Source organism: Nonomuraea sp. NPDC004354 (assembly GCF_053602555.1).
Map to the genome: position 1 here is coordinate 897,713 of NZ_JBSGDV010000001.1, position 25,387 is coordinate 923,099.

Genomic DNA, 25,387 nt, shown 5'->3' on the forward strand with positions numbered 1-25,387 from the left:
TCAGCGCAGGACGGAGCGGTCCACCGTGCCGGGGTCCAGGACGTGCTCGATCACCATGACCGCCGCGCCGACGACTCCCGCCCGGTCGCCGAGCTCGCTGGTGCGGATGCTCAGGTGCTGGGTCGCCAGCGGGAGCGACCTGCTGTAGATGACCTCCCGCACCCCCGCCAGGACGTGCTCGCCCGCCTCCGCGATGTCCCCGCCGATCACGATCACCGCGGGGTTGAAGAAGTTCACGATGGAGGCCAGTACGTCGCCGACCTCCCTGCCGGCCTGCCTGATCAGCTGGACGGCCTGGGTGTTGCCCTGGCGTACCAGGGTGACGACGTCGCGGCTGTTGGCCGCGGGCACGCCGGCGGCGGCCAGCTTGGCCGCCACGGCGGCGCCGCCCGCGACCGCCTCGAGGCAGCCGGTGTTGCCGCACCGGCAGATCACGTCGGCCGCGGAGGAGACGCGCACGTGGCCGATGTCGCCCGCGGCGCCCTGGGCGCCCCTGTGCAGGCGGCGGTCGGAGATGATGCCGCACCCTATGCCGGTGCCGATCTTGACGAACACCAGTTGGTCGGCCTCCGGTCTGGCCGCCCAGTGCTCGCCGAGCGCCATGATGTTCACGTCGTTGTCGACGAGGACGGCGGCGCCGAGCCGTTCGCCGAGCCACTCGGGGACGGGGAAGCCGTCCCAGCCGGGCATGATGGGCGGGCTGATCGGGCGGCCCGAGGCGTGTTCGACGGGCCCGGGCAGGCCGACGCCGACGCCGCAGATCTGCTCGACGGTGTGGCCGGTCTCGGCGAGCAGGTCGAGGAAGGTGTCGACGAGCCATTGGAGTGTCGGCTCGGGGCCGCGGTCGATCGGCAGGTCGGCGGTGCGCTCGGCGAGCACGGTGGTGGCCAGGTCGGTCACCGCGACCCTGGCGTGGGTGGCGCCGAGGTCGGCCGACAGCACGACGCGGGCCGCGCTGTTGAACGCGAACGCCACGGCGGGCCTGCCGCCCGAGGAGATGGCCTCTTCGGTGGGCACGATCCACTGGTGGTTCAGCAGCGCGTCGAGCCGCTGCGAGACCGTGGACCTGGCCAGGCCGGTGAGCTGGACGAGCTCGGCTCTGGTGCGGGCCTGGCCGTCCCTGAGGATCGCCAGCAGTGCGCCTGCTCCGGCGACCGCGCCGCCTGGTTCGTTCAGCATGTCCGACGACAACCCCCGCTCCTCCCGCCACCCCGATGCAATATGTCGAATTGAATCACACTTGTGCATGACCATCGGCGGAAGAATCATGTCATCTCCGCGCACGATGGCGGGCCGGTGTTGGCGCGCCCATGGCTCGTCGGACACCGGGACCCTCGCTCGCGCGCACGGCATGCGCGGCGCGAGGTTCCGGTGGCGCGACGACTCGCGCGGCGCCGGGCATGCGGGGACATGCCGGGGACGCGCCGCGCGAATCCCGGACGGCTCAGCCGTTGGTCAGCCAGCGCAGCGGGTTGCCGTGGGTGATGGACCGGATCGTCTCCTCGTCCACCCCCGTCTCCCGCAGGCGCGGAAGGAGCGTGCGGAAGGCGTGGGAGTACCCGGCCCCGCCGTACCGCTGGAGCTGGGCTACGCGGGAGACGCCGCTGCCGAGCAGCAGCCGGTCGGCGTGCCCCTCGGAGATGAGCTCCCGCGCGATCGCGGCCGCCTGGGTGGCGCCGAGCGTCACCGACGACAGGCCGACGTAGGCGCCGGCCTCGGCGACCTTGCGCGCGACGGCGGGGTCGGGGGCGGTGCAGGCGACGCTCACCCGCGACGCCGGCAGCCCTTGGCCGAGCAGGATCTCCAGCAGCGCGAGGCCGTTCTGGCCGTGGGTGGCGACGGGCAGGCGGGTGGAGAGCGAGGCCCTGGCGGCGGCCACCAGGCAGCGCTCCTCGGTGGGCGTGGGCTCGGCGCCCCAGGCACCGACCTCGCCGATGACTCCGGGCAGGATGCCGGTGCCGTCGAGGCCCGAGGTGATCTCGTCCATGAGCCGCGCGGTGAGGGTGTCGACGTCGTCCTTGCGCACCTGCGTGAACGGTTCGGCGAACAGGCCGGTCGAGGCGATGACCGGCACCCTGCTGCCCGCGGCGACGCGGGCGAGGGAGGCGGCGTCCCTGCCCATGCCGATGCAGGACAGCTCGACGGTGAGCCCGAGGTCGTCCGACTGGCGCAGCTCGCGGAGCTCTTCGGTGACGGTGCGCTCCTCGTCGAGCCAGCGGTGGGGGTCGGAGTCGATGCCGACCGCCCAGCGCAGGTCGCAGCGCAGGTGCTCGTGGGGGAGGACGGCACCGGTGATCGCGTCGGCGCGGATCGGACCGGTGACGGTGCGTATCAGAACCTCGGGCATGCACGACATTAACCGACGTTTGCCGGTAGACGCCTAATGTGGGCAGAAAGTTTTACCCGGCGGAGGTTTCACCGCTGACCTGCGGTGACAAGCCCCGCCACTCCGGCGCGATGTCTGCCGTGGCGCGGCTTTTCCCCCATTAGGCTGGATGGGTGGCAATGGACTCCGAAACCGGTGACGCCGACCAGCTGAAAGACGAGGCGGCGCGTCGCTCCGGCATACACGGCTGGCTCGACGGCATCAGGTCGACCAGGACCGGCGCCCTCACGCTCAAGATCGTCATCGGTGTGATCGGCGCGGTGATGGTCGTGGGCGGCCTCATCATGGTGCCGTTCCCCGGCCCCGGGTGGCTGGTCGTCTTCGCGGGCCTGGCGGTGCTGGCCACCGAGTTCCACTGGGCGCACAACCTCCTGGTGTTCGGCAAGCGCGTCCTCGGCGCCTGGACCGTCTGGTATAAGCAGCAGGGCTGGACGGTGCGGATCCTCGTCCTGCTCGTCACACTGGCCACGATGGGTGTGATCATCTGGGCCGCGATGAAGCTGAGCCTCGGCATCGACCTGGTGGTCGAAGGCCGCAAGATCCTCGGTATCTGACATTCATGCCCATTCGTTCTGCCGGCGGGACGAAGAGGTGATCGCTGCCTAGGCTGCCGCCGTGCTCTCCGTCCTCGTGGCCCTCGCCCTCATCCCCCTTCCCGGGACATCCGTGGTGCTCCAGGAGAAGCCCGGCGACCCCGTACGGCTGACCGCGTACGGCCTCGGCACCCGGCAGGCCTACCTCCGCGGCGCCACCGCCTTCGCCCGGCAGCGCGGCGCCGCCGAGGTCGTCGTCTCGCCCGACGGCCGGTTCGCCGCCGCCGTACCGGCCGCCTACACGGGCGGGCGCGACGCCCTCGTCGTCACCGACCGCACGACCGGCAGGGTGAAGCGCATCCCCACGGTCGCCAGGCCGCTGATGGCCTCCTACGCCTCCTGGTCGCGCGACGGCACGAAGGTGCTGCTCACGCTGGAGCGGAAGACCGCGGGCAAGTGGCGCACCGGCGGCTACGTCACGGTCGACGTGGCCGCGGGCACCGCGCGCACGACCGTGGTCGCGGACGCCGACCCGGCCGCCACCTACTGGTGGACCCCGGACGGCGGGGTGATCGCCCAGCAGGGTGGCGGTGCGATCGTCCTCCGGGCGGGGCGACGGCCCCGGCTCCTGCCCGGTGTCGGCACCCCCGCGGGGCCCGACCTCTTCTCACCCTCGGGCAGGCGGATGGTCACCTGGTGTCCCGCCCGGTACGCCGAGCACGTGTGCCTGGCCGACCCGGCGACCGGGAGGATCGTGACGCGGTCGCGGCTGAAGCCCGAGACGGTGGTCGGCTGGTGGAACGAGAGCAGGCTGATCGCCGTCGTGCCACATCAGAAGGGCTATCGCCTCGTCGTGGCCGACACCGCCGGCCGGGTCAGGCGGGTGCTCGCGGTGATTCCGTCCGGCACCTGGCAGGCCGAACTCTGGCTGAGCTTCACCCGCAAGTGAGAAGGTGCCTCCCGTGAGCTTAAGCACCCTCCTTCTCGCGGCCACGCTCGCCCTCACCGGGGCGGACGTCAAACTGCCAGGGGCCGACGTGACCCTGCGCGAGCAGCCGGGCGACCCGAAGCGGGTCACCGCCTTCACCACCGCCGGCTCGGCCTACCTGCGGACCGGCGGCTCGTTCGCGTGGCAGCGCTCCTACAACGATCTCTCGGTCTCCCCCGGGGGCGGGTTCGTCGCCGCCGTCCCCAGGAAGTTCGCCAAGGGCTACGACCGGATCGCCATCGTCAACCGGGCCACCGGCAGGACGACGAAGATCCGCACGGTCAAGGCGCCCATGGTGGCGGGCTCGCCGTACTGGTCGCCCGACGGGCGCAAGGTCGTGCTGACCGTCTCGAAGGGCGACGACACGGGCGGCGGCTGGCGCAGCGTCGGATTCGTCGTGGTCGACGTGGCCGCCAGGCGCGCCCGGGTCGTCAAGGTGCGTGACACCTACCACGACGCGCTGTTCCAGTGGTCACCCGACGGCCGGCGCGTGGTCTCCGACTACTGGGACGGCGTCCGCTTCTACCTGACCGACGGCAGGGTGGCCTGGACCCTGTGGCGGACGGGCGGGCTGGTCGGCGGCGAGAGCGCCTTCTCCCCGGACGGCAGGCGGATGGCCACCTGGTGCCCCAAGCGGTACAAGGCCGTCCTGTGCACCTGGAACCCCTACAACGGCAAGATCGACAAGAAGGTGAAGGTCCGCGCCGTCGCCTCCTACGGCTGGTGGGACCGCGAGCACCTGATCGCGGTCGGCAGGCAGGGCCGCGGCTACCTGGGCGTGGTGGTCGACCTGAAGGGAAAGGTCGTGCGCCCGCTGGCCGAGATCGGCCGCTCCGCGTGGCGCGACCAGGACGTCTACCTGAGCTACACGCGCGGCTGAGGACCCGCCGGCGGCCGGCGGGCGGACGTCAGAGGTAGAGGCCGGTGCCGTGGTCGGTCTCGTGCGTGGCCACGGCATGCAGGTCACGCTCGCGCATGACGAGGTAGACCTTGGTGTGCAGCTCGACTTCGTACTGGTCCTCGGGGTTGAGCAGCACCTTGTCGCCCACCTTCACCGAGCGGACGTTGGCTCCCACGCCGCAGACCTCGCCCCAGGCCAGCCTGTTGGCCATCTTGACCGTCGCGGGGATCACGATGCCGGCGCCGCTGCGCCGTTCCTCGCCGTCCTTCTCCAGCCGGATCATCACCCGGTCGTGAAGCATCTGGATCTCGAACTTGGGGTCTGCCACGAATGTCAGTCTACGCGGGCCCGTAGGGCCGATTCCCCTGACAGCCGGGTCAGCGGGCGATAACGTGCCGAGAGCCAGGGGGCGGGCGAGGGTTTGCGGGGGGCGGCGCGCTGTGACCCGGTTGTGCGGCGGGGGGTCGCCGGGCGCCGAGATCGGTCCGGTCTCGCTGGTGCCCGCCTACTTCCATCCCCGCACCGCGGGCGAGGCGTGGCGGCGCCTGCTGGTCGATCCGCCGCGCATGGCGGTGGTCTCCGTCGACCACGGGCCAGGCCAGGCGAGAGATCCGGGGTGCGCGGCCGCCGTGGCCGCCCTGGTGGCCGCCGGCACCCAGGTCCTCGGCTACGCCGACACCGACTTCGGCCTGCGCCCGGCCGCGCAGGTCCGCGCCGACCTGCGCCGCTACCTGGTCTGGTACGGCATCCGCGGCGCCTTCCTCGACCAGGTGGCCGCCTCGGCCGAGCGCCTGGCGCACTACGCGGAGCTGGTGGCGGAGGTGCGGGGGCCGGTCGTGCTCAACCCGGGCGTCTACCCCGACCCCGCCTACGTCTCGCTCGCCGACATCCTCGTCACCTTCGAGGGCCCGCTGCCGGCCTACCGCGCGATGCGCGTGCCGGCCTGGGCGCGGCGCCTGGCCAGGGAGCGGTTCTGCCATCTGGTGCACGGCGTGCCGTACGAGCAGGTGGCGCCGACCCTGCGCAAGGCCGCACGGCATGCGGGCACCGTCCACGTGACGGACAGGACGGGGGCGGCCCCCTGGCGGGATCTACCCACATATTTCGGGTGAGCATGGCAGGATGACCGCCATGATCATGGCGTTCGGGTCCGCGGACTGGCAGTGGATCAACCCGCCCCGCGAGTGGACCGCCGACGACGGCCTCAGCCTGGTCTGCGACGCCGGCACGGATCTGTGGCGGCGGACCCGCTACGGCTACACCTACGACACCGCCCACCTGTTCGGCCGGATCGTCTCGGGCGACTTCCTGCTGACGGTGACGTTCTCGGGGGGCTACGCCGAGCAGTACGACCAGGCGGGCGCCGTCCTGCGGATCGACGAGGAGAACTGGATCAAGGCGGGCGTCGAGTACGTCGACGGCGCCTTCCACCTCAGCACCGTCGTCACCCGCCAGGTGTCGGACTGGTCGGCGCTGCCGCTGCCCGCCGCCGCGGAGAGCGTCACGTTCACGATGGAGCGCAGGGGGGACGCGGTGACCGTCGGCTACGGCATGGACGGCGCGGCCCCCGCGTCGACGCTGCGGCTGGCCTACTTCCCGCCGGGCGCGCCCGCGCTGGCGGGGGCGATGGCCGCGGCTCCGGTGGGTAAGGGCTTCCCCGTCCGCTTCGACTCCCTGAGCGTCACCCCCGCCTGACCGGTCACGACAGCGGTCGGCCGGTCACGGCGCCCGGTCCGCCCCCGGTCACGGCAGGGTCAGCTCGGCGAACACGGGCCGGTGGTCCGTACCCGCCAGCTGATGGACGCTGAAGGACCGCACCCCCATCTGCTGGTCGGCCAGCACGTGGTCGATCGTCACCCCGGGCACGGGCCGCCACCCCTGCTGCGGCCAGGTCGCGGTGAACCCCAGTCCCGCCGCGTCGGCCGCGTCGCGGTAGCCGGAGGCGAGCAGTTCCCCGACCGGCCAGTGGTCCAGCGTGGCGTTGAAGTCGCCCGCCAGCACCGTCAGCCGCTGTCCCGCCCTGGGCAGCGCCGCCAGCCCCGACCGCCAGCAGGCCATCTTCGCGGCGTGGCTGGGCGCGCACGGATGCACGGAGACCACCTCGATCTCCGGCCCGCCCTTGACGCCGACCACGGCGCGGGCCTGCCGGAAGCCGCCGAGCGCGATCATCGGCTGCTCGGTCAGCGGGTGCGTGGAGTAGATCCCCGACCCCCAGACGCCGGTGTGGGACCTGTCGACGACGTACGGCATGCGCTCACGCAGCCCCAGCTCGTCGAGCCGGTCCCGGGCCGCGGGCGTCAGCTCCTGGATGGCGAGCACGTCGGGCCGCAACCGCTCGACCAGCCGCATCAGCTCCGCGCCGTCTCCCGCGCCGACGGCGAGGTTGGCGGCCAGCACCTTGAAGGCGGTGCCGCCGGAGGGGCCGGCGTCGGCGAAGGACCGCGGCAGGACGGCCAGGGCCAGCGCCCCCGCCGTCACCGCGGCCACCGCCAGCGGGACCCACCGCCTCAGCAGGCCGGCCGCCAGCACCGGAACCGCCGAGGCGGCGGCGACGTACGGGGTGAACGCGACGAGCTGGATCCACCGGTCACCCACGTCCGCCCCGGTCACCCTGAGCAGCGCCCAGACGGCGAACGGCAGCACGAGCACCCAGGCCAGCACGGTACGGATCATGGGAGGGAACCTACCTGGCCGGTGTGCAGAAACCGTGAAGACCGCCCGCGATCCTCGGTGCAGCCGGATAGGAGCCTCAGACGGTGACCGAGGACTCCACCGGCAGCCCCGCCTCGACCCAGTCCTGGATGCCCTCGCGGTACTTGCGCACGTCGGTGTACCCGAGAGCGGTCAGCCGGTTGGCCACGGCCTGGCTGTTGGGGCAGGCGGGGTTGGAGCAGTAGGTGACGATCGCCGCGTCCTTGTCGGGCAGCAGGGCGGCGGCCCGCTCCTCGACCTCGCTCTCGACCAGGGCGACGGCACCCGGCAGGTGCTGCTGCGCGTAGTAGTCGCCGCCGAGCGCGTCCACCACGGTGACGGTGCCGGCGTCGATCGCGGCCTTGAGCTCGTCGCGGGAGATGAGCTGGGTCATTGCGACCTCCTGAAAAAATGGACTACAGTCCGGTTTGTGGATGGCACGGAAATTACCGGACCGCAGTCCGGTTCGTCAAGCGAGGTTCTGGAGATCCTGCGCAACCGCCCGCCCCAGGAGCGGGCCGACGCTGCCCGCAACCGCGAGAAGGTGCTGGCCGCGGCGGCCAGGCTGTTCGCCGACAAGGGCGTGGAGGCGGTCTCCATGGACGCGATCGCCGCCGAGGCGGGAGTGGGGAAGGGCACGCTGTTCCGCCGGTTCGGCGACAAGTCGGGGCTGGCGGTCGCCCTGCTCGACGCCCGCGAACGCGACCTGCAGGAACGCGTCCTGTCCGGGCCGCCCCCGCTGGGCCCGGGGGGCGCCGGCCGCGACGTCGCACCGGCCGAACGGCTCGCCGCCTTCGTCGCCGCCTACCTCGACTACCTGTTCGCCCACCTCGACCTGGTGCGGATGTCGGAGACGGCCAGCCCGGGGGCGCGCTACCGGATCGGCGCCTACGTCTTCTGGCACCGGCACGTGGCGATCCTGCTCGGCCAGGCGCTGCCGGGCGCGGACGCCGACGCGCTGGCGCACGCCGTCCTCGCGGGGCTCGGGGGCGAGCCCGCCACCATGCTCAAGGACAGGTACGGCGAGCCGCGTGCCCGCGCCGCGCTCACCCAGGCGGCACTGGCGGTCTGCGGCACCGGCGAGTCCCGAAGCGACGGGGCCGCGCACGACCCCGGGTGACCGCCGGCGAGCCCGGGACCACGGGCCGCGCACGACCCCGGGTGACCGCCGGCCGATCCCGATGACCTACAGGGCGACCGGGTTGCGCGCCCTGCGCGCCTCGGGGACGATCAGCGGAGTCCCGGTCTGCGGGTCGGTGATGATCTCGCACCGCAGGTCGAAGACCTGCTCGACCAGCGCGGCCGTCATCACCGCCGCCGGGTCGCCCTCGGCCACGATCACTCCGTCGCGCATGACGACGAGGTGGGTGGCGTAACGGCAGGCCTGGTTGAGGTCGTGGAGCACGGCCACCATGGTCCGTCCCGCCTCGTGCAGGTCGGCGCAGAGGTCGAGCACCTCGACCTGGTGGGCGATGTCGAGGTAGGTGGTCGGCTCGTCGAGCAGCAGGATCGGCGTCTCCTGGGCCAGCGCCATCGCCAGCCACACGCGCTGCCGCTGGCCGCCGGACAGCTCGTCCACGATCCGCTCGGCCAGCGAGGCGACGTTCGTGGCCGCCATGGCCGCGGCCACGGCCAGCTCGTCCGCCTTCGACCACTGCCGCATCAGCCGCTGGTGCGGGTAGCGCCCCCTGGCGACCAGGTCCGCCACCGTGATCCCGTCGGGCACGATCGAGGTCTGCGGCAGCAGCCCGAGCCGCCGCGCCACCTCCTTCGACGGCAGCGAGGTGATCGCGCTGCCGTCGAGGTGCACGGCGCCCGCCCGCGGTTTCAGCATCCTGGCCAGCGCGCGCAGCAACGTCGACTTGCCGCACGCGTTCGGGCCGATGATCACGGTGAACGAGCCGTCGGGGATCTCCACGTCGAGCGAGGTCGCCACCACCCGCTGCTCGTAGGCGAGGGTGAGGCCGGAACCGGTCAGCCGAGCCATCAGCGGCGTTCCTTTCGCAGCAACAGGGCCAGGTAGGTGCCGCCGATGGCGGCGGTCAGCACGCCGACGGGCAGCTGGGTGGGCGCGAACAGGCGCTGGGCGGCCAGGTCGGCCGCGGTCAGGAGCACCGCGCCGGTCAGCGCGGAGGCGAGCAGCGTGACGCCGGGGGAGCGGGTCAACCTGCGGGCCAGCTGCGGCGCCGCCATCGCCACGAAGATCACCGGGCCCGCGGCCGCGGTGGCGACCCCGCACAGCAGCACGCCCGCGACGATCGCCGCCGCCCGGACGGGCTCGACCCTGATGCCGACGGCCCTGGCCGCGTCGTCGCCCATCTCCATCATCCGCAGCGGCCTGGAGACGGCGCAGCAGACGGGGACGATCAGGGCGAGCGCGACCGCGACGGGGATCGCGTGGTCCCAGCCGCGCCCGCCGAGGCTGCCGGTCAGCCAGGCGCCCGCGGTGGCCGCGTCGTTGATGTTCGCCTTGGTCAGCAGGTAGGAGTCGACCGACAGCAGCAGGGCGTTGACGCCGATGCCCACCAGGACCAGCCGGTAGCCCTGCACGCCCCTGCGGAAGGCGAGCGCGTAGACCAGCGCCGCCGAGATCACGCAGCCGAGCATCGAGCCCGCGGCGATCTGCGTCGCCGTACCGCCCAGGACGACGGTCAGCACGCCGCCGGTCGACGCGCCGGCGGTGAAGCCGATGAAGTCGGGGCTGCCCAGCGGGTTGCGGGTGAGCGACTGGAAGATCGCGCCGCTCAGGCCGAAGGCGGCGCCGACGGCCAGTCCGGTGACCACGCGGGGCGCCCGCAACTCGCTCACGATCAGTTCCGCCACCGGCGAGCCGTCGCCGAACAGGGCGGCCAGGATGTCGCCGACGGGCACGGTGAACTCGCCGGTCGAGACCGCGACCAGCGCGATCGCGACCGCGGCCACCAGCAGCGCGATGCTCACCAGGACGGCGCGGGGGGCCGGCCGCACCGAGTAGGGGCCGAGCCGAACGGGGGAGGTCATAGCGCGGCCAGCCTCCTGCGCCGGGCCAGCAGGATGAAGACGGGGGCGCCGACCACCGCGCACATGATGCCGACCTGCACCTCGCCCGGCGGCGCTATCACGCGCCCCACGATGTCGGCGACGAGCACGAGGGCGGGCGAGAGCACCGCCGCGTACGGCAGCAGCCACCGCTGGTCCGGCCCCACCACCGCCCGGACGGCATGCGGCACCGCGAGGCCGACGAACCACAGCGGTCCCGCCCCCGCCGTGGCCGCCCCGCACAGCAGCGTGACGGCGAGCGCGGTCAGCGTTCTGGTGCGGCCGACGGCCACGCCGAGCGCCCTGCCGGCCTCCTCGCCGATCGCCAGCGCGTTGAGCGGCCTGGCCAGCAGCAGCCCGAGCACGATCCCCACGCCCATGAACGGCACCAGCCGCCAGATCACGTCGGCCGTCTGGGCGGCCAGCGACCCGGTGAGCCAGAACCGCATGCGGTCGAAGGTCTGGGAGTCCAGGCGCAGGATCGCCTGGCAGACGGCGGTGAAGACCATGCCGAGCGCCACGCCGGCCAGCGCCAGCCGTACGGGGGAGGCGCCGGAGCGGGCCGCCGAGCCGAGCGCGTAGACGACCGCCGAGGCCAGCGCGGCGCCGCCGAAGGCGAACCAGACGTAGGCGGCGGGGTCGGTGAGGCCGAGCACGCCGATCGCGACGGTCGCGCCGAGCGCGGCCCCCTGGTTGATCCCGAGCAGTCCCGGATCGGCCAGCGGGTTGCGGGTCAGGCTCTGCATGAGCGCTCCCGCGAGCCCGAGCGCCGCTCCGACACCGAGGCCGAGGACCGTGCGCGGCACCCTGAGCTCGCGGACGACGGTGTGGTCGCTGGAGCCGTCGGGGGCGGTGAAGGCGCTGATGACCGTCGACAGCGGCACCGAGCGCGCGCCGAGCGCGACGCTCAGCAGGGCGACCAGCGCCAGCAGCCCGAGCGCGGCCAGCAGCCCCGCCGCCAGGACGGCGGAGCGCCCCCGCGCGGGGGCGGCTGGCTCCTTCGTGGCGGAGCCGGTCAGCGGAGGCGCGGTCACGGTGTCCTCTCGTGATAGATCCTTAGGCAAGGCTAATCTAACTCGGCGCCACGGCATTGCAGGAGGGCGGGTCCCGGGAAAAGGGAAGGTAAGGCTATGCTAACCGCCGTCTGTTTTAGGTAAGCCTCGCCTAAGGAGTAGGAAGATGTCGGTATCCCGTAGAGGACTGCTCGCGGCGGCCGCCGGCCTGGGCGCCGCTCTGGCCCTCGCCGCGTGCGGCGGGGAGTCGGCGTCCGCCCCCGCCTCCCCCGCGCAGGCCGGCGCCGCGGCCGCCTCCTTCACCTACACCGACGACCGCGGCAGGAAGATCGACCTGCCGAAGACCCCGGCGAGGATCGTGGCCCAGGTCGGCTCGGCCGCCGCGCTGTGGGACTTCGGCGTCAAGCCGATCGCCGTCTTCGGCCCGCACAAGCTGTCGAACGGCGAGCGCGACCCCCAGGTGGGCAATGTCGACATCACCAAGGTGACGGGCCTCGGCAACGTCTGGGACGAGTTCAACGTCGAGCAGTACATCGGCCTGCGGCCCGAGCTGCTGGTCAGCAGCATGTACCTGAAGGACACGCTGTGGTACGTGCCGGAGAAGTCCAAGGACACGATCGAGAAGGTCGCCCCGACGGCGGGCGTCATGCTCACCGGCAGGAACGCCACCGAGGTGATCGCCAAGTACGGTGACCTGGCGGCCAAGCTCGGCGCCGACCTCGCCGCCCCCGAGATCACCCAGGCCAGGGCCCGCTACGAGGCGGCGCTGGAGGCGCTGAGGAAGCTCGCGGCCAAGGGCCTGACGATCGAGCTGGTCTCCGGCAGCCCCGACGCGATGTACGTCTCGACCCCCGAGATGGTGCCGGACTTCAAGCTGCTGAGCGACGCCGGGCTCGACATCGTGAAGCCGAAGGTCGACGCCCAGGGCTACTTCGAGTCGCTGAGCTGGGAGAACGCCGACAAGTACAAGGCGGACGTCATCCTGTTCGACAGCAGGACCCAGGCCCTCGGCCTGGAGGAGATGAAGAAGAAGCCCACCTTCGCCAAGCTGCCCGCCGTGGCCAAGGGCCAGATCTACCCGATGTGGGTCGAGACCCCCTACAGCTACCAGAAGTGGGCCGACCTGCTCGAGGGCCTGGTGGCCGACCTGGGGAAGGCTAGTAAGCTCCCCTGACCTCGACGATCTCCGTCAGCGGGAACTCCAGGTAGTCGCCCGCCTCCTCGCACCAGGCGTCGAGTGTGCCGCCGCGCAGCTCGCCGTGGCTGATCGTCGCGGTCAGCCCGTCGGTCAGCGTGATGCCGGCCCGTACCCCGCGGTCGACCACGAGGCCCAGCAGCGACTGCTGGGCGGTCGGCAACCTGGTGGCGTTCCTGCCGATGACCGCCCAGGTGCGCCCGCTCTGTTCCGCGCTGTCGTGGGCGCCGAGCAGGCGGCGGGCGTGCTCGTGAGGGTCGGGCGCGGGCTCGGCGAGGATGTGCGCGGGGGTGTCGACCTCGGCGACCTGCCCGCCGGGCAGCAGGATGAGCTTGCCGTTCTGCGGATCCTCGGAACCGGCGACCCTGGTGCGCCTGACCGCGATCTCGCCGGTGTCGGCGATCGGCACGGGCGCGTAGCCGTTCTCCCGCAGCGCGGCCAGCGTGGGCTCGGCCGGCGTGGAGCTGACCAGCACGGTCGGGGCCAGCAGCCGCAGGCCCAGCCGGGACAGGCCGCGGTTGTGGGCGATCTCGGCCAGCAGGGCGGGATCGGAGGCCTGCACGATGCAGGCGACCGTCGTCACCGTCACCTCGCCGTGCCGGCGCGCCATGTCGCGGACGAGATAGTCGAGCGGCTGCGGGATCGTGCCGACCTCGCCCAGCTCGGCCAGCAGTTCGTCGGCGTCATAGCCCCGGTCGAGCGCGCCGCGCACGCTCTCGGCGGTGAAGCGCCACACCGAGGCGGCGCCGCGCGACTCCCGCTCGGCCACCCTGTCGAGCAGCTCGGCCAGCTCGGTGGAGGGCGGCCCGGTGACCACGGCGGTCAGGTCGGCGCCGAACAGCGCGCTCCTGCGCACGCTGGCCAACGCCCGCGTCGAGACCTCGACCAGGACGGGATCGTGCTCGACCAGCGGCACCGCGTCGTCGTTCTCCTCGCCCGCGTGGGCGCTCAGCCCGGCCAGCGCCCGGCCGAGGTCGGTGAGGGCGTCGTTGGCCAGCAGGCCGAGCAGCGTGGCCTCCTCCAGCACGGCGGCGGCGCAGTCGGCCAGCAGGGCCTGGTCGAGCAGGGGAGCGTGCCAGTGGGCGCTGCGCACGAGGCTGCCCCTGTCGGCGAAGGCCGTACCCGCCGGCAGGTGGGACAGCACGCCCAGCAGCGCCCTGCGCACGCGGGCGATCGCCGCGCCGCTCCGCTCGTCGCCGAGCACCGTGGGGTACTTGCCCTCGACCTTGCGCAGCGACGAACGCTCCATCCGCCACCAGGCCGACAGCAGCAGCCGCAGCCTGGCCGAGCCCTCGTCGAGCCGCCACCTGTCGTACCGGTCGGTGGGCACCATGCCGCCCGACTTCTCGTCCCACGCCAGCAGCCTGGCGACCGCGCAGATCTCCAGCAGCAGCCGGGTCTCGTCCTCGTCGCAGCCGGTCTCCCTGGCGACCCTACGCACCTCGCGCACGCCCACCCCGCCGGTCTTCAGCAGCGGCAGCGGCGTCTTGGCGGTGTTGTCGAGCAGGGTGGCGCAGCGCTCGACCATGTGCGGGGCGGCCAGCGTCATCAGGTGGTCGACCTCCTCGGGGTCGACCGGGATCGTCGGCACCTCGGGCGGCTCGGGGGTGAAGGGAGGGTGGTAGCCGGGGCCGCGGATCGACAGCGCCACCTCGCGCGGCATCTCCGCCACCTCCCAGCGGGGGCGGTAGAGCAGGCCGTGGTCGGCCGCCCACTTCTCCGGGGTGCCGAGCGTCACGAACGCGCCGCCGTCGACGTCGCGGACCGGGCCGTCCCACGCGAAGTCGGCCAGCAGGCGCTCGGTGCCCTCGGGCGCGTTGCGCAGCAGGGCGGTGAGCCGCTCGCCGTCGGACAGCACCTCCGTCGCCCTGACGATCGTGCGGCGCTTGCTGCCGTGCGCGGGCAGGCCGAGGTTGCGGGCCAGGGCGCGCAGCGTGTCGTTGTTGATGGTCCAGGAGTTGAGGTAGTGGTCGAGCGGCTCGCCGAGGCCGAGCGGCGCCGCCCACCAGCGCGCGACCGCCGCGGCCAGGTGGATGCCGCCGTCGGCGTCGGGCCAGGCCAGCGCGTGGTCGTAGCTGACGTCGAGCCAGGGGACGACCTGCTCGACCGGGGCGTCCAGGAAGCGCGCCAGCCGGTCGGGCGGCACGCCGTCGCCGAGCACCAGGCACGCCTGCGCGATCTCCAGGCAGGGCAGCGGCAACGCCCGCATCGCCTCCATGACGGCGAAACCGTTGCCCAGCCGCTGGGCCAGCGTGTCGAGCCGGCGCGGCCAGGGGGCCGCTATGGCATCCGGTCGGTTGGACAGGACGCGGGCGAGCCTCGCTTCGTCCAGTGTTCGCAGCCAGCCGAGCAGGTGATCATCCATCTGTCAGCACTCTCAGTGGGTCGCGCGCGGGGACTCGCCGTGAGCCTTGATCATCCACGTGGGCCTCACTACGAGGCAGACCTCAGCATACGCGCTCCATGCCGGGGTGTCCGGGCCTTCGCGTGCATGCGACAGAGCGTGGAGAAGGCGTGGGGAGAGCGCATGGAGAGCACAGGGAGAGCACAGGGAGGAGCGCGGAGAGGTCACCGGGAGCGCGGGGAGGGCCGCGCCGACCTCAGGAGAGCACCGCCCAGACGATCTTCCCGTACGGCGCGAGCGCCGACCAGCCCCAGCGCATGCTCAGCGACTCCACGATGTGCAGGCCGAGCCCGCCCACGTCGAGCGGCCCGGGGTAGCGCAGCACGGGCACGGCCGCGGCCGGGTCGGTGAAGGCGCAGGTGACCAGCGCGCCCCTGCGCACCAGCGACATGCGCACGGGTTCGTGCCGGCGCGGCTCGTCGAGCGTCAGGCCGTGGCGCAGCGCGTTGGTGGCGAGCTCGGAGACCACCAGCTCCATGCTGTCGACCATCTCCTCCAGCTTCCAGCCGGCGAGCGTGCCGGCGGTGAAGCTGCGGGCGGAGTGGACGGAGGAGGCCGCCGGGGGGAGGACGAAGGTCGCGCTGGCGCCGACCGCCGTGCCAGGGACGACGAGGTCGCGCGCCGCCTCAGGCCACCAGCCGACCGGGGGCCACCAGTCGAGCGTGGTCCACAGGCCGAGGGGTTTGGTGGACTGCACGGTGATCATTCTGAGGCAGAGTCTCGTGCAGGTGCAAGAGCGAATGCACGTGCAGAAGGGATGGGCAACCGCTACCGTTTGCCCTGTATCGGTGAATCAGGTGGCAAAGGGGGATCTTGCCGCGACCCATGATCTTTGGGGCGCGAAGTGACAGACTGTGTGGTACGGAAACGACCAAGGAGCAGCACGTGTCCATGGATCCGCCGGGTTCTGGCTCAACCGTTCGGCGCATCATGCTCGGCGCCAGCCTGCGTCGCCTGCGCGAGCAGCGCGGACTCACCCGTGATGTGGCCGGATTCCACATCAGGGCCTCCGAGTCCAAGATCAGCCGCATGGAGCTCGGCCGCGTCGGCTTCAAGACACGTGATGTGGAAGACCTGCTCACGCTGTACGGCGTCGTCGACGACGCCGAGCGGCGTGCCCTGCTGGAGATGGTCCGCGAGGCCAACACCCCCGGGTGGTGGCACAAGTACTCAGCCGTCCTGCCCCAGTGGTTCACCACCTATGTGGGACTGGAGGAGGCCGCCAGCCTGATCCGCACCTATGAGGTGCAGTTCGTGCCCGGCCTGCTGCAGACGGCGAACTACGCCAGGGCGGTCTACCAGCTCGGCAACCCCGACGCCTCTCCTCAGGACATCGACCAGCGCGTGCATCTGCGCATGCAGCGGCAGGAGCGCTTCACCCGGAAAGACGGCCCCCGGCTGTGGGCCGTCATCGACGAGGCGACCCTGAGGCGGACCATCGGCGGCCGAGAGGTCATGTCCGAACAGCTTCAGCATCTGCTGCACGTGGCGACCTTCCCCAACATCACCATCCAGGTGATGCCCTTCCGGTACGGCATGCACGCCGCCGAAGGGGGCGCGTTCAGCATCATGCGGTTTCCCGAGTCCGACCTGTCGGACGTCGTCTACGTCGAACAGCTCTGGGGTGCCCTGTACCTGGACAAGCGTGAGGACATCGACCCGTACCTCACCGCCATGGAGCAGCTGTGCGTGGAGAGCACCACGCCGGGCGGCACCGTGGAGCTCATCGACGGTCTTCTCAGAAAGATGTAGATGGAGCACACCTACAACGGCATGCCCGCCACCGACCTCACCGAGGTCGCCTGGCGGAAGAGCCGCTACAGCAACTCGCAGGGCAACTGCGTGGAGCTCGCGGAGCTCCCCGACGGCGGGATCGCGGTCCGCAACTCCCGCTTCCCCGAGGGCCCCGCGTTGATCTACACCCGTGACGAGATCCGGGCGCTGGTGCTCGGGGTGAAGGACGGGGAGTTCGACGGTCTGCTGGTTTAACACGGTGTTCACCTCCGGCGCACCCGCGTAACCCGGGTGCGCCGGACGGGAAATCCCCCGGTTTCGTCCCTCAAGCAGGATCTCTTCATGCTCGATCAGATGACGCTCTATCCCATCGCCGACGACGTGCTGATCGCACCGGGCGGCAGGGTCGTGATCCGCACCTACGGCGTGGGCTCCGCCGTGCCCGACGGGGTGGTCTCCTACCGCACCTGGGTGACCGGCGTGCGCGACCAGCCCCGCTACTGGCACTGGGGTCACTTCGAGGACGCCACCTCGGGGCACCGGCGCGTGCTGGAGTGGCTGACGGGGCGCGGGCCCCAGCCGGTTCCGGCCATCGCCTGATATCATCCCGAGCAATCGCTTGGTTCGATCTCGGGAGGCCGCCGTGCGGCGAGGCATCCACCTGCTCGAGGAAGTCGACTTCCGGCCGATGAACTCCCGCCGGCCGCTGGAGTACCTGACCTGGCTGACCCGCTACAAGCAGGAGGACGCCGGCCGCCAGGCGCCCGAGCTGACCGAGGGCATGTCCATCCGGTCGCGGGAGATCGATCTCGTCGGCGCCTTCTACGCCGTCGGGATCACCGGCCACCACCAGTTCAAGGCCGTCACGCTGTGGGACTGCCACGGCGGGTGGGAGGGCGGCTGGCGCCAGATGATGGAGATCTACTCGGGCGTCGACGCGCGCCTGTTCCTGTCGGACATCGACGACCTGCGCTTCTCGGCCTTCTCCCGGCCGCTCGGCGCGGTCCACGGCAGCCCCCCGCTCGCCTCGGCCGCGCCCGCGCCGCTGTTCCTGTTCGAGAGCGCCACGGTACGGCCCGGCGCCGCCCTCGACTACCTCGAAGCCGTCCGCGCCGAACGCCTGCCCATCCTGCGCGACCACGGGCACACGCTCGTCGGGCTGTACGAGGTGCTGATGTGCGACACCGAGGTCGTCACCGTGTGGGGCACCACCCTCGACGCGCACCTGGCCGTGCAGCGGGCCAGGGACGCGGCCCTCGGGCTCGACGACGAGGTCGTGCCCGACGAGCGGCTGCTCACCTGGGGGAAGCGGGCCCGCGCCTACCTGTCGGGCCCCTGGCGCGAGACCATGCTGGTGCCCTTCCCCGGCAGCCGGCTGGCGCCCGAGCCGGCTGCCGCCCGCGCCTAGACCGGGGCGTTCCAGTTGAGGACGACCGGCTCGGCGTGCTCGAACCCGAGCCGCGAGTAGGTCCCCGTGTCCAGCCGGAAGAACCTGCCGTCACGCGGCGGCAGGCCCAGCCACCTGGCGGTCAGCACGCGCAGGAAGTGCCCGTGCGCGACCAGCGCCACCGAGCCCTTCGCGGCCCTGGCCCGCTCGATCACCCTGTCGGCCCTCGCGCCGACCTGCTCCACGCTCTCGCCGGGATGCTCGGCGTCGCCGGGGATCACGCCGTCACGCCACAGGTACCAGCCCGCACGGGTCTCGCGGATGGTCGGCGTGGTGATGCCCTCGTAGCCGCCGTAGTCCCACTCCCACAGGTCGGGGTCCACCTCGTAGTCGGTCAGCCCGGCCAGCTCCGCCGTACGGCGTGCCCTGCCGGCGGGGCTCACCAGCACCAGGTCGAAGGCGCGCGCCTTCACCAGCGGCGTCAGCGCCCTGGCCTGTTCCTCGCCGTGGGGGGTCAGGGGCAGGTCGGTACGGCCGGTGTGGCGGCCCGTCCTGCTCCATTCGGTCTCGCCGTGTCTCAAGAGCATCATGTCATCCATAGCAGGACCATCATCGCCGACCGCCCGCGTCCGGCCCGCCGGGGGGCGTCCCACGGGCCGCCACGTTGACCTCAACCCCGCTTGAGGTTGCATCGTGGCGGTGGAACGACCACCCACCGGATGGAGAGCCTCATGCACGCCGTCGTCCTGCACGCCTTCGGGCCCGCGGAGAACCTGACCTACGAGACGGTCGACGACCCCGTCCCCGGCGCGGGCGAGGTGCGCGTCGTGGTGAAGGCCGCGGGCGTGCACCTCATCGAGACCCTGCTGCGCACCGGCGTCACCATCGGGCCGCCGGTCCCCGACCTGCCGACCGTCTTCGGCGGCGAGGTCGCGGGCGTGGTGGACGCCGTCGGCCCGGGTGTCGACGAGTCGTGGATCGGCCGCCGGGTGGTGACCGGCGCCAGCAGGCCAGGCGGCTACGCCGAGCTCAGCGTCGCCGAGGTGGGCGCGCTGCACGCCGTACCCGACGGCCTCGGGTTCGAGGAGGCGGTGGCCATGATCGTGACGGGCACCACCACGATGGCCCTGATCGAGCTGGGCGCCCCCACCGCGGCCGACGTGATCCTGGTCAACTCGGCGGCCGGCGGCATCGGCCGTCTGCTCGTGCAGCACGCCCGCCACATCGGCGCCGAGGTCGTCGGAGCGGCGGGCGGGCCGGCGAAGGTGGCGACGGTTCCGGGGCGCGCCGTCGACTACGACGTGCCCGGCTGGAGCGCGCGGGTCGGCGAGGTGACGCTGGTCTTCGACGGCGTCGGCGGCAGCCGGGGCAGGGAGGCGTTCTCCCTGCTGGGCGCGGGCGGGCGGCACATCGTGTACGGCAACGCCTCGCGCGAGGAGGCGGGCGCGCCGACGCCCGAGGAGATCAAGGCGAAGGACATCACGTCGATCTACGCGATCGAGCGGATCCTCAGCCGGCCCGGCGGGCTGCGCGAGCTGGAGGAGCGGGCCCTGGCGGAGGCGGCTTCGGGTCGCCTGGTGCCGGAGGTGCAGGCGTTCCCGCTGGCCGAGGCGGCCGCCGCGCACGCGGCGCTGGAGAGCAGGGCGACGTCGGGAAAGGTGGTCCTGATCCCCTGACCGGCAGGGGGAGTGTGCCGGCTTCCGGTCCTGGCCGGCCGGGCGACGTGGGTCAGGTGCCCGCCAGCTCCTCCACCACCGGGGTGAAGGCGTCGAGGTCGCGCTCGTGGTGGAGGACGTAGTAGGAGACGTCGTGATCGTCCCGCCAGCGGCGCAGCTTGTCGACGACGTCCTGCCTGGTCCCGGGGAGCACCTGCGGCGTGTCGGCCTGCGGGGCGGAGTCGGCCGCGCTCCACGACTCCCTCGACCGCCTGGCGCCGACCTGCTGGACGCTCGTGCCGAGCTCCACCTGGTCGTACCGGCCCTCGGCGGCCGCCCGGACCACGTCGATCTTCGCGAGGAACGCGGACGGCCCGCCGTCGGCGTCGTCGGGCCCCGTCCCGTCGGCGCGGACGCGCATGCCGAGGTTGATCACGTCCGCCTCGCGGGCGGCCAGGCGGAGCATGCGCGGCCCGCCGCCGCCCAGCAGCAGCCGCGGGTGCGGCCGCTGGACCGGCTTGGGCTGCTGGTCCAGGGAGTCGATGCGGTAGTGCCTGCCGGTGAAGGAGAACGGCGCCTCACCCCAGAGCCCCTTGAGGACGGTCACCGCCTCGGCCAGCCGGGAGACCCGCACACCGGGAGGGTCGAGCTCCATCCCGGCGGCGACGTAGTCGGCCGCCATCCAGCCGGTGCCGACCCCCAGCTCCAGGCGCCCGTCGGAGAGCAGGTCGAGGGTGGCCGACTCCTTGGCGAGCACCGCAGGGTGCCGGAAGTCGTTGGCGGCCACGAGCGTGCCCACCCTGAGCCGCGTGGTGGCGCAGGCGGCCGCCGTCATCGCCGCGAAGGGGGCCAGGCGGGGACCGACCAGGTGGTCGGGCACCAGCAGCGCGTCGAACCCCGTGGCCTCCAGCCGCCGCGCCTTCTCCGCCCATGCCTTGCCCGACTCGGCGTGACGGACGACCGCCGCGAACCTGAACCGCCGCATGACGCCTCCCGGCCAAGCGTTTGGTTCACACCTTAGACCGGGAAGGATCTTTCGGCCAGAAGTCAGGCTCCGCGCTGGTTCAGCAGGCCGAGCGCCACCCCGCCCATCCCCGCCGTCATGAGCAGCCACGCGACGCCCGCCGCCACGTTGCCCAGCCCGGCGAACCACGAGATCGGGATCGCCACGGGAGCTACGACCAGCGCGATGGCCGCCCACACCGGCGCGGTCCTGCCGAGGAGCGCGGCGACGCCCAGCAGCAGGAAGCCCAGCAGGCCGAACAGGAACGACATGCCCAGGATCGAGGTGGGCAGCCCCTCGTTGTAGGCGGCGTAGAGCTTGGTGAGCGTGGCCTGGTCCAGGCCCGCCACGATGCCGGCGTACAGGACGTCGTCGGAGTTGCCGCCGATCGGGACGATCAGGACGAACGCCAGGATCATGGCGACCAGGCCGAGCACCGGCCGGCCGGCGCGGGCGACCCTGGCCACGCCGAACGCGGCCGGGACGATCGTCAGGGAGCTGATCGCCGACAGCCAGGCGAGCAGCGGGTAGGAGCCGGCGGCGGCGACGAACTGGCGCACGTACGCCTCGCCCTCGGCGGTGACGTTGCCCGGCGCGAGGAGGATGGACGCGGCGATGGCCAGCGGCGAGATCACGGCGGCGGCGATCATGGCGTAGCGGGTGAAGGTGTCGGCTCCCGACCGGGGAGTCGTGTCGAGACTGGTCATGGCCCGAGCGTGCGCCCGGCGCGGGCGCCGCGCATGAGTAGGTCCCTACTCATCTTGTTTTACCAAGCGCTTGCTCAGACACTGGGCTCATGGACGTGCGCGCGACGACCGCCGGCGAGACCGCCTTCTTCCACGCCAACGGGTGGGTACGGCTGGCCCGCCTGGTCGACCAGGACACCGTGACCGACCTGCGCGACCGCGCCCTCGCCCGGCTGGGCGAGCGCCCCAGGTCCCGCGCCACCCTCGTCGACCGGGCCTTCGGCCAGTCACGCGACATCGCGCAGGAGGACAAGAGGTTCGCCGAGCTGACCAGGCGCCTGGCGCCGAACGCGGTGCGGCTGCTGTCCGGCGTGAGCGCGGTCCGGATGCAGGTGACCAACCTGCTGGTGAAGGACGGCGGCGGCGCGGACGGGCACGGCGCCACGCCGTTCCACCAGGACTTCCCGTGGATGCCGATGGACCGCTCGGCCATGCTGACGGTCTGGCTGGCGCTGGCCGACGTGCCCGCCGACATGGGCGCGCTGCGCTTCTACAGCGGCTCCCACCGCCACGGCCTGCTCGGCAGGAGCTTCACCACCACCGGCGACGACCAGCTCACCCAGCACCCGTGGCTGAAGGAGCTGGAGCTGTCACCGCCGCTGGACCTCGCGGCCGGCGACGCGACCGTCCACCACGCGCTGACCGTGCACGGCGCGCCCGCCAACCGGCACCGCTCGCCCCGGCTGTCGTTCACCGTGACCTACTTCGACGCCGACACGCTCTACACCGGCATGCCGTACGGCCAGACCGACGGCCTCGGCCTGGCCGTCAACAAGCCCTTCGACCACCCGAGGTTCCCGTGCCTTGGACGGTGAGCGGCTTCCGGGCCGACCTCGGCGCCACGCTCATGCACGAGCACGTCTTCGGGCTGAGCCCCGAGATCCTGTGGAACTGGCCCGACATCCCCGAAGGCTGGGACCTGGAGACGAGGGCCCGGCAGGCGGCGGCCAAGCTCGACGCGCTCAAGGCGGCCGGCATCGACACGATCGTCGACCTCACCGTGGTCGGCCTCGGCCGCTACGTGCCCGCCGTCCAGCGGGTGGCCGAGCTGACCGAGCTGACGATCGTCGCCGCCACCGGGCTCTACACCTACGACGCGCTGCCGCCCTACTTCGCCAACCGCGGTCCCGGCAGCCTGTTCGGCGGTCCCGACCGGCTGGCGGAGTTCTTCGTCAGGGACATCACCGAGGGCATCGGCAGGACGGGCGTGAAGGCGGCGATGCTCAAGTGCGCCACCGACCACGCCGGCATGACGCCGAACTGCGAGCGGGTGTTCAGGGCGGTCGCCGAGGCCCACGTGGCCACGGGCACGCCCATCACCACCCACAGCGCCCAGCCGGGCGGCCTGGAACAGCAGCGGGTCCTGGCCGAGGCGGGCGTCGACCTGAGCAGGGTGGTGATCGGCCACGCGGGCGACTCCACCGACCTCGCCTACCTGGAGGAGCTCATCGCCAACGGCTCCTACCTGGGGATGGACCGCTTCGGGATCGAGACGATCAGCTCCTTCGACGACAGGGTGAGCGTGGTCGCCAGGCTGTGCGAGCGCGGCCACGCGGGCCGGCTCGTCCTGTCCCACGACTCCTACTGCTTCAACGACCGGTTCGACCATGACGTCGTACGGCGCCGCCACCCCAACTACCACCTGCTCCACATCACCACCGACGTCCTGCCGGCGCTGCGCGGACGAGGTGTCACCGAGGAGCAGATCCATCAGATGCTGGTCGACAACCCGCGGAGGATCTTCGGATGGACTTCGACGTCACCCAGGACTGGCACGTCGCCGCGCCGTACGACTTCCTGAGACGGCTGCGCCACGAGCAGCCGGTCTTCCGCAGCGAGCACCTCGGCGCCTACGTCCTGACCAGGTACGCCGACGTGCGCGCCGCCTACGGCGACCACCGCGCGTTCTCCTCGCGGGGCTCGCTGACGATCTCGCGCAGCCTCACCGAGGAGACCAGGCGGAAGCTGGGCGAGCACGGCTCGTTCCTGTCGAGCTTCGTGGCCAACGTGGACCCGCCCGACCACACCCGCCTGCGCCGCTCGGTCTCGCGCGCCTTCACCCCCCGCGCGGTCGCGGCGCTGGAGCGGCGCTTCCGCGAGCTCAACGAGAGCCTGCTCGACCGCATGGCGGGCCGCCGCGCGGCCGACTTCGTCCAGGAGATCGCGCACGAGCCCTCGGTCAAGCTCACCGCCGCCTTCATCGGCGTGCCCGCGGCCGACGAGGAGTTCGTCCAGCGGCGGGTGAAGGAGTGGTTCCAGCTCTTCCTGTCGCCGCAGCCGCCGGAGCGGCAGCTCGAGCTCGCCGACGGCTTCCTGACCTATCTCGACTACGTGGACCGGCTGGTCGCGGCGAGGGCCAAGGACCCGCAGGACGACTTCACCTCGCTCATGACCGCGCTGATCGGCAAGGAGCTGTCGCACCGCGAGGTGGTCGAGCTGATCTCCACGATCCTGCTCGGCGGCAACGACACGGTGCCCAACCAGCTCGGCAACAGCGTCCTGCGGCTGCTCAGGGAGGGCCGCTGGCCGGTGCCGCCCGAGCTGGTGGCCGGCGCGGCCGAGGAGTGCATGCGCATCGACGGCGCCTCCCTCGGCTCGTTCAGGTTCGCCGCCACGGACATCGACCTGCACGGCGTGACGATCCCCGCCGGGGCGCTGGTGCTGCTGTCGACCGACTCCGCGGCCCACGACGAGACCGTCTTCCCCGACCCGGAGAGGTTCGTGATCGACCGGCCGAACGCCGACGCGCACATGGTCTTCGGCTACGGCATCCACTTCTGCGTCGGCGCCGCCCTCGGCCGCCTGCAGCTGCGCACCGCGCTCGACGTGCTCGGCCGCCGGCTGCCGGGGCTGCGCCTGGCCGAGGGCGCGCCCGTCGCCTACCGCCGGTCGATCGTCGGCCGCGGCCTGCCGTCGCTGCCGGTCGAGTGGTGACCCGCTTCGCCGGCAGGGTGGCGCTGGTCACCGGCGCGGGCTCGGGCATCGGCGCGGCCTGCGCGGCGCGGCTGGCGGCCGAGGGCGCCAGCGTCGGCGTCGCCGACCTGCGCGCGGCGGCCGCCAGGCGCACGGCGGCCGCGATCAGGGCGCGGGGCGGCTCGGCCATGTCCATCACCTGTGACGTCTCCGACGAGGCGCAGGTCGCCGCGGCCGTGGTGGACCTGGTGAGCTGCTTCGGCCGCCTCGACGTGCTCCACTCCAACGCCGCCTGCCTCGACCGCGACGTCTACGGCCGCGACGGCGACCTGGCCGACCTCGACGTGGCCGTGTGGGACCGGACGATGGCGGTCAACCTGCGCGGCGCCATGCTGATGGTCAAGCACGCCGTCCCGGCGATGGGCGGCGGCGGGTCGATCGTCATCACCTCCTCCCTGTCCGGACTCCTCGGCGACGTCGACCACGCCGCCTACGGCACCTCCAAGGCGGCCATCGGCGGGTTCGTCCGTTACGTCGCCACCATGTACGGCGCGCGTGGCGTCCGCTGCAACGCCGTGGCCCCCGCGCTGGTCATGACCGAGGCCGCCAGGCTCGCGCTCGGTCCCGACCGGCTGGCCGACAAGGCGGCAGAGCGGCTGCTGCCCTGGCCGTGCGAGGTGGACGACGTGGCCGCGCTGGTCGCCTTCCTCGCCTCCGACGAGGCGCGCTGCGTCACCGGCCAGACGCTGGTCATCGACTCGGGCACCTCCGCGCACCGGCCCGAGCACGCGATCCACGCGCGGCAGGGCCTAGAGTGACG

Annotated in this window: 29 protein-coding genes; 16 read left to right on the forward strand and 13 right to left on the reverse strand. The window is 72.5% G+C overall.

Annotated elements, in window-relative coordinates; genetic code table 11:
* Positions 1-1,179: an ROK family protein gene (locus ACWENQ_RS04165; RefSeq protein ID WP_354913067.1), complete on the reverse strand. Its 1,179-nt coding sequence runs from the start codon at positions 1,177-1,179 to the stop codon at positions 1-3.
* 265 nt (positions 1,180-1,444) lie between these two features.
* Complete coding sequence (locus ACWENQ_RS04170; protein ID WP_452412840.1) at positions 1,445-2,347, reverse strand: phosphotriesterase family protein; 903 nt, start codon at positions 2,345-2,347, stop codon at positions 1,445-1,447.
* Positions 2,348-2,505: 158 nt separating this feature from the next.
* On the opposite strand from ACWENQ_RS04170, the gene ACWENQ_RS04175 reads away from it, so the two are divergent.
* From ACWENQ_RS04175 to ACWENQ_RS04185, 3 genes are all read left to right on the forward strand, one after another.
* Entirely contained in the window at positions 2,506-2,940 is a 435-nt protein-coding gene (locus ACWENQ_RS04175) for a TIGR02611 family protein (RefSeq protein WP_354913197.1), read from the forward strand.
* A 61-nt stretch (positions 2,941-3,001) separates the two neighbouring features.
* Positions 3,002-3,868: a TolB family protein gene (locus ACWENQ_RS04180; RefSeq protein ID WP_452412841.1), complete on the forward strand. Its 867-nt coding sequence runs from the start codon at positions 3,002-3,004 to the stop codon at positions 3,866-3,868.
* A gap of 13 nt (positions 3,869-3,881) precedes the next feature.
* The gene (locus tag ACWENQ_RS04185) at positions 3,882-4,787 is read left to right on the forward strand and encodes a TolB family protein (RefSeq protein WP_452412842.1); all 906 of its coding nucleotides are present in this window, start codon (positions 3,882-3,884) and stop codon (positions 4,785-4,787) included.
* A 28-nt stretch (positions 4,788-4,815) separates the two neighbouring features.
* Here the strand turns inward: ACWENQ_RS04185 and ACWENQ_RS04190 are convergent, their stop codons facing one another.
* On the reverse strand, positions 4,816-5,136 hold the full coding sequence (locus tag ACWENQ_RS04190) for a GroES family chaperonin (protein WP_354913060.1): 321 nt from the start codon (positions 5,134-5,136) through the stop codon (positions 4,816-4,818).
* A 112-nt stretch (positions 5,137-5,248) separates the two neighbouring features.
* On the opposite strand from ACWENQ_RS04190, the gene ACWENQ_RS04195 reads away from it, so the two are divergent.
* Together ACWENQ_RS04195 and ACWENQ_RS04200 are read left to right on the forward strand one after the other, a co-directional pair.
* Positions 5,249-5,920: a spherulation-specific family 4 protein gene (locus ACWENQ_RS04195; protein ID WP_354913058.1), complete on the forward strand. Its 672-nt coding sequence runs from the start codon at positions 5,249-5,251 to the stop codon at positions 5,918-5,920.
* 10 nt (positions 5,921-5,930) lie between these two features.
* On the forward strand, positions 5,931-6,503 hold the full coding sequence (locus ACWENQ_RS04200) for a DUF1349 domain-containing protein (protein ID WP_452412843.1): 573 nt from the start codon (positions 5,931-5,933) through the stop codon (positions 6,501-6,503).
* A 48-nt stretch (positions 6,504-6,551) separates the two neighbouring features.
* Here ACWENQ_RS04200 and ACWENQ_RS04205 read toward each other — a convergent pair whose 3' ends face one another.
* Both ACWENQ_RS04205 and ACWENQ_RS04210 read right to left on the reverse strand, forming a co-directional pair.
* On the reverse strand, positions 6,552-7,481 hold the full coding sequence (locus ACWENQ_RS04205; protein ID WP_452412844.1) for an endonuclease/exonuclease/phosphatase family protein: 930 nt from the start codon (positions 7,479-7,481) through the stop codon (positions 6,552-6,554).
* 76 nt (positions 7,482-7,557) lie between these two features.
* On the reverse strand, positions 7,558-7,893 hold the full coding sequence (locus ACWENQ_RS04210; protein WP_354913053.1) for a rhodanese-like domain-containing protein: 336 nt from the start codon (positions 7,891-7,893) through the stop codon (positions 7,558-7,560).
* A gap of 36 nt (positions 7,894-7,929) precedes the next feature.
* Here ACWENQ_RS04210 and ACWENQ_RS04215 point away from each other — a divergent pair, with 36 nt between their 5' ends.
* Positions 7,930-8,619, forward strand: a complete 690-nt coding sequence (locus tag ACWENQ_RS04215) for a TetR/AcrR family transcriptional regulator (RefSeq protein ID WP_452412845.1) — start codon at positions 7,930-7,932, stop codon at positions 8,617-8,619.
* A 66-nt stretch (positions 8,620-8,685) separates the two neighbouring features.
* On the opposite strand, the gene ACWENQ_RS04220 is transcribed toward ACWENQ_RS04215, so the two are convergent.
* Genes ACWENQ_RS04220 through ACWENQ_RS04230 form a run of 3 tightly spaced genes read right to left on the reverse strand, consistent with a single transcriptional unit; the run spans position 8,686 to position 11,551 of the window.
* Positions 8,686-9,486, reverse strand: coding sequence for an ABC transporter ATP-binding protein (locus ACWENQ_RS04220; RefSeq protein ID WP_449916378.1), 801 nt, complete (start codon positions 9,484-9,486; stop codon positions 8,686-8,688).
* Positions 9,486-10,499 (reverse strand): FecCD family ABC transporter permease, encoded by a 1,014-nt coding sequence (locus ACWENQ_RS04225; protein WP_452412846.1) that lies wholly within the window; start codon positions 10,497-10,499, stop codon positions 9,486-9,488. The genes ACWENQ_RS04220 and ACWENQ_RS04225 overlap by 1 nt, the downstream gene beginning before the upstream one ends.
* On the reverse strand, positions 10,496-11,551 hold the full coding sequence (locus ACWENQ_RS04230) for a FecCD family ABC transporter permease (protein WP_449916374.1): 1,056 nt from the start codon (positions 11,549-11,551) through the stop codon (positions 10,496-10,498). The genes ACWENQ_RS04225 and ACWENQ_RS04230 overlap by 4 nt, the downstream gene beginning before the upstream one ends.
* A gap of 145 nt (positions 11,552-11,696) precedes the next feature.
* Here ACWENQ_RS04230 and ACWENQ_RS04235 point away from each other — a divergent pair, with 145 nt between their 5' ends.
* Positions 11,697-12,704 (forward strand): ABC transporter substrate-binding protein, encoded by a 1,008-nt coding sequence (locus tag ACWENQ_RS04235; protein WP_452412847.1) that lies wholly within the window; start codon positions 11,697-11,699, stop codon positions 12,702-12,704.
* Here ACWENQ_RS04235 and ACWENQ_RS04240 read toward each other — a convergent pair.
* Together ACWENQ_RS04240 and ACWENQ_RS04245 are read right to left on the reverse strand one after the other, a co-directional pair.
* Positions 12,688-15,090, reverse strand: a complete 2,403-nt coding sequence (locus ACWENQ_RS04240; protein ID WP_452412848.1) for a helicase-associated domain-containing protein — start codon at positions 15,088-15,090, stop codon at positions 12,688-12,690. The two genes, ACWENQ_RS04235 and ACWENQ_RS04240, sit on opposite strands and share 17 nt — an antisense overlap.
* Before the next feature lie 235 nt (positions 15,091-15,325).
* Complete coding sequence (locus tag ACWENQ_RS04245) at positions 15,326-15,835, reverse strand: ATP-binding protein (RefSeq protein ID WP_449916370.1); 510 nt, start codon at positions 15,833-15,835, stop codon at positions 15,326-15,328.
* A gap of 224 nt (positions 15,836-16,059) precedes the next feature.
* Between ACWENQ_RS04245 and ACWENQ_RS04250 the strand changes: the two genes are divergently transcribed.
* The 4 genes from ACWENQ_RS04250 (at position 16,060) to ACWENQ_RS04265 (ending at position 18,271) form a co-directional block, all read left to right on the forward strand.
* The gene (locus ACWENQ_RS04250) at positions 16,060-16,881 is read left to right on the forward strand and encodes a helix-turn-helix domain-containing protein (RefSeq protein WP_354913195.1); all 822 of its coding nucleotides are present in this window, start codon (positions 16,060-16,062) and stop codon (positions 16,879-16,881) included.
* On the forward strand, positions 16,882-17,118 hold the full coding sequence (locus tag ACWENQ_RS04255; protein ID WP_183658472.1) for a DUF397 domain-containing protein: 237 nt from the start codon (positions 16,882-16,884) through the stop codon (positions 17,116-17,118).
* Between the two features lie 87 nt (positions 17,119-17,205).
* The gene (locus tag ACWENQ_RS04260) at positions 17,206-17,463 is read left to right on the forward strand and encodes a hypothetical protein (RefSeq protein ID WP_449916365.1); all 258 of its coding nucleotides are present in this window, start codon (positions 17,206-17,208) and stop codon (positions 17,461-17,463) included.
* A 43-nt stretch (positions 17,464-17,506) separates the two neighbouring features.
* Positions 17,507-18,271: a hypothetical protein gene (locus ACWENQ_RS04265; RefSeq protein ID WP_449916363.1), complete on the forward strand. Its 765-nt coding sequence runs from the start codon at positions 17,507-17,509 to the stop codon at positions 18,269-18,271.
* Here the strand turns inward: ACWENQ_RS04265 and ACWENQ_RS04270 are convergent.
* Positions 18,268-18,849 (reverse strand): histidine phosphatase family protein, encoded by a 582-nt coding sequence (locus ACWENQ_RS04270; RefSeq protein ID WP_354913034.1) that lies wholly within the window; start codon positions 18,847-18,849, stop codon positions 18,268-18,270. The two genes, ACWENQ_RS04265 and ACWENQ_RS04270, sit on opposite strands and share 4 nt — an antisense overlap.
* Positions 18,850-18,981: 132 nt before the next feature.
* Between ACWENQ_RS04270 and ACWENQ_RS04275 the strand changes: the two genes are divergently transcribed.
* A complete protein-coding gene (locus ACWENQ_RS04275; protein WP_452412849.1) occupies positions 18,982-19,926 on the forward strand; it encodes a zinc-binding dehydrogenase in 945 nt (314 codons plus the stop codon).
* A 52-nt stretch (positions 19,927-19,978) separates the two neighbouring features.
* Here ACWENQ_RS04275 and ACWENQ_RS04280 read toward each other — a convergent pair whose 3' ends face one another.
* Positions 19,979-20,890: a TIGR03621 family F420-dependent LLM class oxidoreductase gene (locus ACWENQ_RS04280; protein WP_354913030.1), complete on the reverse strand. Its 912-nt coding sequence runs from the start codon at positions 20,888-20,890 to the stop codon at positions 19,979-19,981.
* 62 nt (positions 20,891-20,952) lie between these two features.
* Complete coding sequence (locus tag ACWENQ_RS04285; protein WP_449916355.1) at positions 20,953-21,615, reverse strand: hypothetical protein; 663 nt, start codon at positions 21,613-21,615, stop codon at positions 20,953-20,955.
* A gap of 89 nt (positions 21,616-21,704) precedes the next feature.
* Here ACWENQ_RS04285 and ACWENQ_RS04290 point away from each other — a divergent pair, with 89 nt between their 5' ends.
* The 4 genes from ACWENQ_RS04290 to ACWENQ_RS04305 are packed head-to-tail and all read left to right on the forward strand — an operon-like array spanning position 21,705 to position 25,385.
* Entirely contained in the window at positions 21,705-22,469 is a 765-nt protein-coding gene (locus ACWENQ_RS04290; protein WP_449916353.1) for a phytanoyl-CoA dioxygenase family protein, read from the forward strand.
* Positions 22,454-23,455: a phosphotriesterase family protein gene (locus ACWENQ_RS04295; RefSeq protein ID WP_449916352.1), complete on the forward strand. Its 1,002-nt coding sequence runs from the start codon at positions 22,454-22,456 to the stop codon at positions 23,453-23,455. The genes ACWENQ_RS04290 and ACWENQ_RS04295 overlap by 16 nt, the downstream gene beginning before the upstream one ends.
* Positions 23,401-24,588, forward strand: coding sequence for a cytochrome P450 (locus tag ACWENQ_RS04300; RefSeq protein ID WP_452412850.1), 1,188 nt, complete (start codon positions 23,401-23,403; stop codon positions 24,586-24,588). The genes ACWENQ_RS04295 and ACWENQ_RS04300 overlap by 55 nt, the downstream gene beginning before the upstream one ends.
* Complete coding sequence (locus ACWENQ_RS04305; RefSeq protein ID WP_452412851.1) at positions 24,585-25,385, forward strand: SDR family NAD(P)-dependent oxidoreductase; 801 nt, start codon at positions 24,585-24,587, stop codon at positions 25,383-25,385. The genes ACWENQ_RS04300 and ACWENQ_RS04305 overlap by 4 nt, the downstream gene beginning before the upstream one ends.
* Positions 25,386-25,387: the final 2 nt, after the last annotated feature.

Coding starts and splice junctions, on each gene's coding strand:
- ACWENQ_RS04290 (WP_449916353.1), top strand. CDS start 21,705: ATGGACGTGCGCGCGACGACCGCCGGCGAGACCGCCTTCTTCCACGCC.
- ACWENQ_RS04220 (WP_449916378.1), bottom strand. CDS start 9,486: ATGGCTCGGCTGACCGGTTCCGGCCTCACCCTCGCCTACGAGCAGCGG.
- ACWENQ_RS04240 (WP_452412848.1), bottom strand. CDS start 15,090: ATGGATGATCACCTGCTCGGCTGGCTGCGAACACTGGACGAAGCGAGG.
- ACWENQ_RS04285 (WP_449916355.1), bottom strand. CDS start 21,615: ATGACCAGTCTCGACACGACTCCCCGGTCGGGAGCCGACACCTTCACC.
- ACWENQ_RS04275 (WP_452412849.1), top strand. CDS start 18,982: ATGCACGCCGTCGTCCTGCACGCCTTCGGGCCCGCGGAGAACCTGACC.
- ACWENQ_RS04270 (WP_354913034.1), bottom strand. CDS start 18,849: ATGGATGACATGATGCTCTTGAGACACGGCGAGACCGAATGGAGCAGG.
- ACWENQ_RS04245 (WP_449916370.1), bottom strand. CDS start 15,835: ATGATCACCGTGCAGTCCACCAAACCCCTCGGCCTGTGGACCACGCTC.
- ACWENQ_RS04200 (WP_452412843.1), top strand. CDS start 5,931: ATGACCGCCATGATCATGGCGTTCGGGTCCGCGGACTGGCAGTGGATC.
- ACWENQ_RS04250 (WP_354913195.1), top strand. CDS start 16,060: ATGCTCGGCGCCAGCCTGCGTCGCCTGCGCGAGCAGCGCGGACTCACC.
- ACWENQ_RS04165 (WP_354913067.1), bottom strand. CDS start 1,179: ATGCTGAACGAACCAGGCGGCGCGGTCGCCGGAGCAGGCGCACTGCTG.
- ACWENQ_RS04235 (WP_452412847.1), top strand. CDS start 11,697: ATGTCGGTATCCCGTAGAGGACTGCTCGCGGCGGCCGCCGGCCTGGGC.
- ACWENQ_RS04280 (WP_354913030.1), bottom strand. CDS start 20,890: ATGCGGCGGTTCAGGTTCGCGGCGGTCGTCCGTCACGCCGAGTCGGGC.
- ACWENQ_RS04210 (WP_354913053.1), bottom strand. CDS start 7,893: ATGACCCAGCTCATCTCCCGCGACGAGCTCAAGGCCGCGATCGACGCC.
- ACWENQ_RS04170 (WP_452412840.1), bottom strand. CDS start 2,347: ATGCCCGAGGTTCTGATACGCACCGTCACCGGTCCGATCCGCGCCGAC.
- ACWENQ_RS04300 (WP_452412850.1), top strand. CDS start 23,401: ATGGACTTCGACGTCACCCAGGACTGGCACGTCGCCGCGCCGTACGAC.
- ACWENQ_RS04175 (WP_354913197.1), top strand. CDS start 2,506: ATGGACTCCGAAACCGGTGACGCCGACCAGCTGAAAGACGAGGCGGCG.
- ACWENQ_RS04205 (WP_452412844.1), bottom strand. CDS start 7,481: ATGATCCGTACCGTGCTGGCCTGGGTGCTCGTGCTGCCGTTCGCCGTC.
- ACWENQ_RS04225 (WP_452412846.1), bottom strand. CDS start 10,499: ATGACCTCCCCCGTTCGGCTCGGCCCCTACTCGGTGCGGCCGGCCCCC.
- ACWENQ_RS04255 (WP_183658472.1), top strand. CDS start 16,882: ATGGAGCACACCTACAACGGCATGCCCGCCACCGACCTCACCGAGGTC.
- ACWENQ_RS04260 (WP_449916365.1), top strand. CDS start 17,206: ATGCTCGATCAGATGACGCTCTATCCCATCGCCGACGACGTGCTGATC.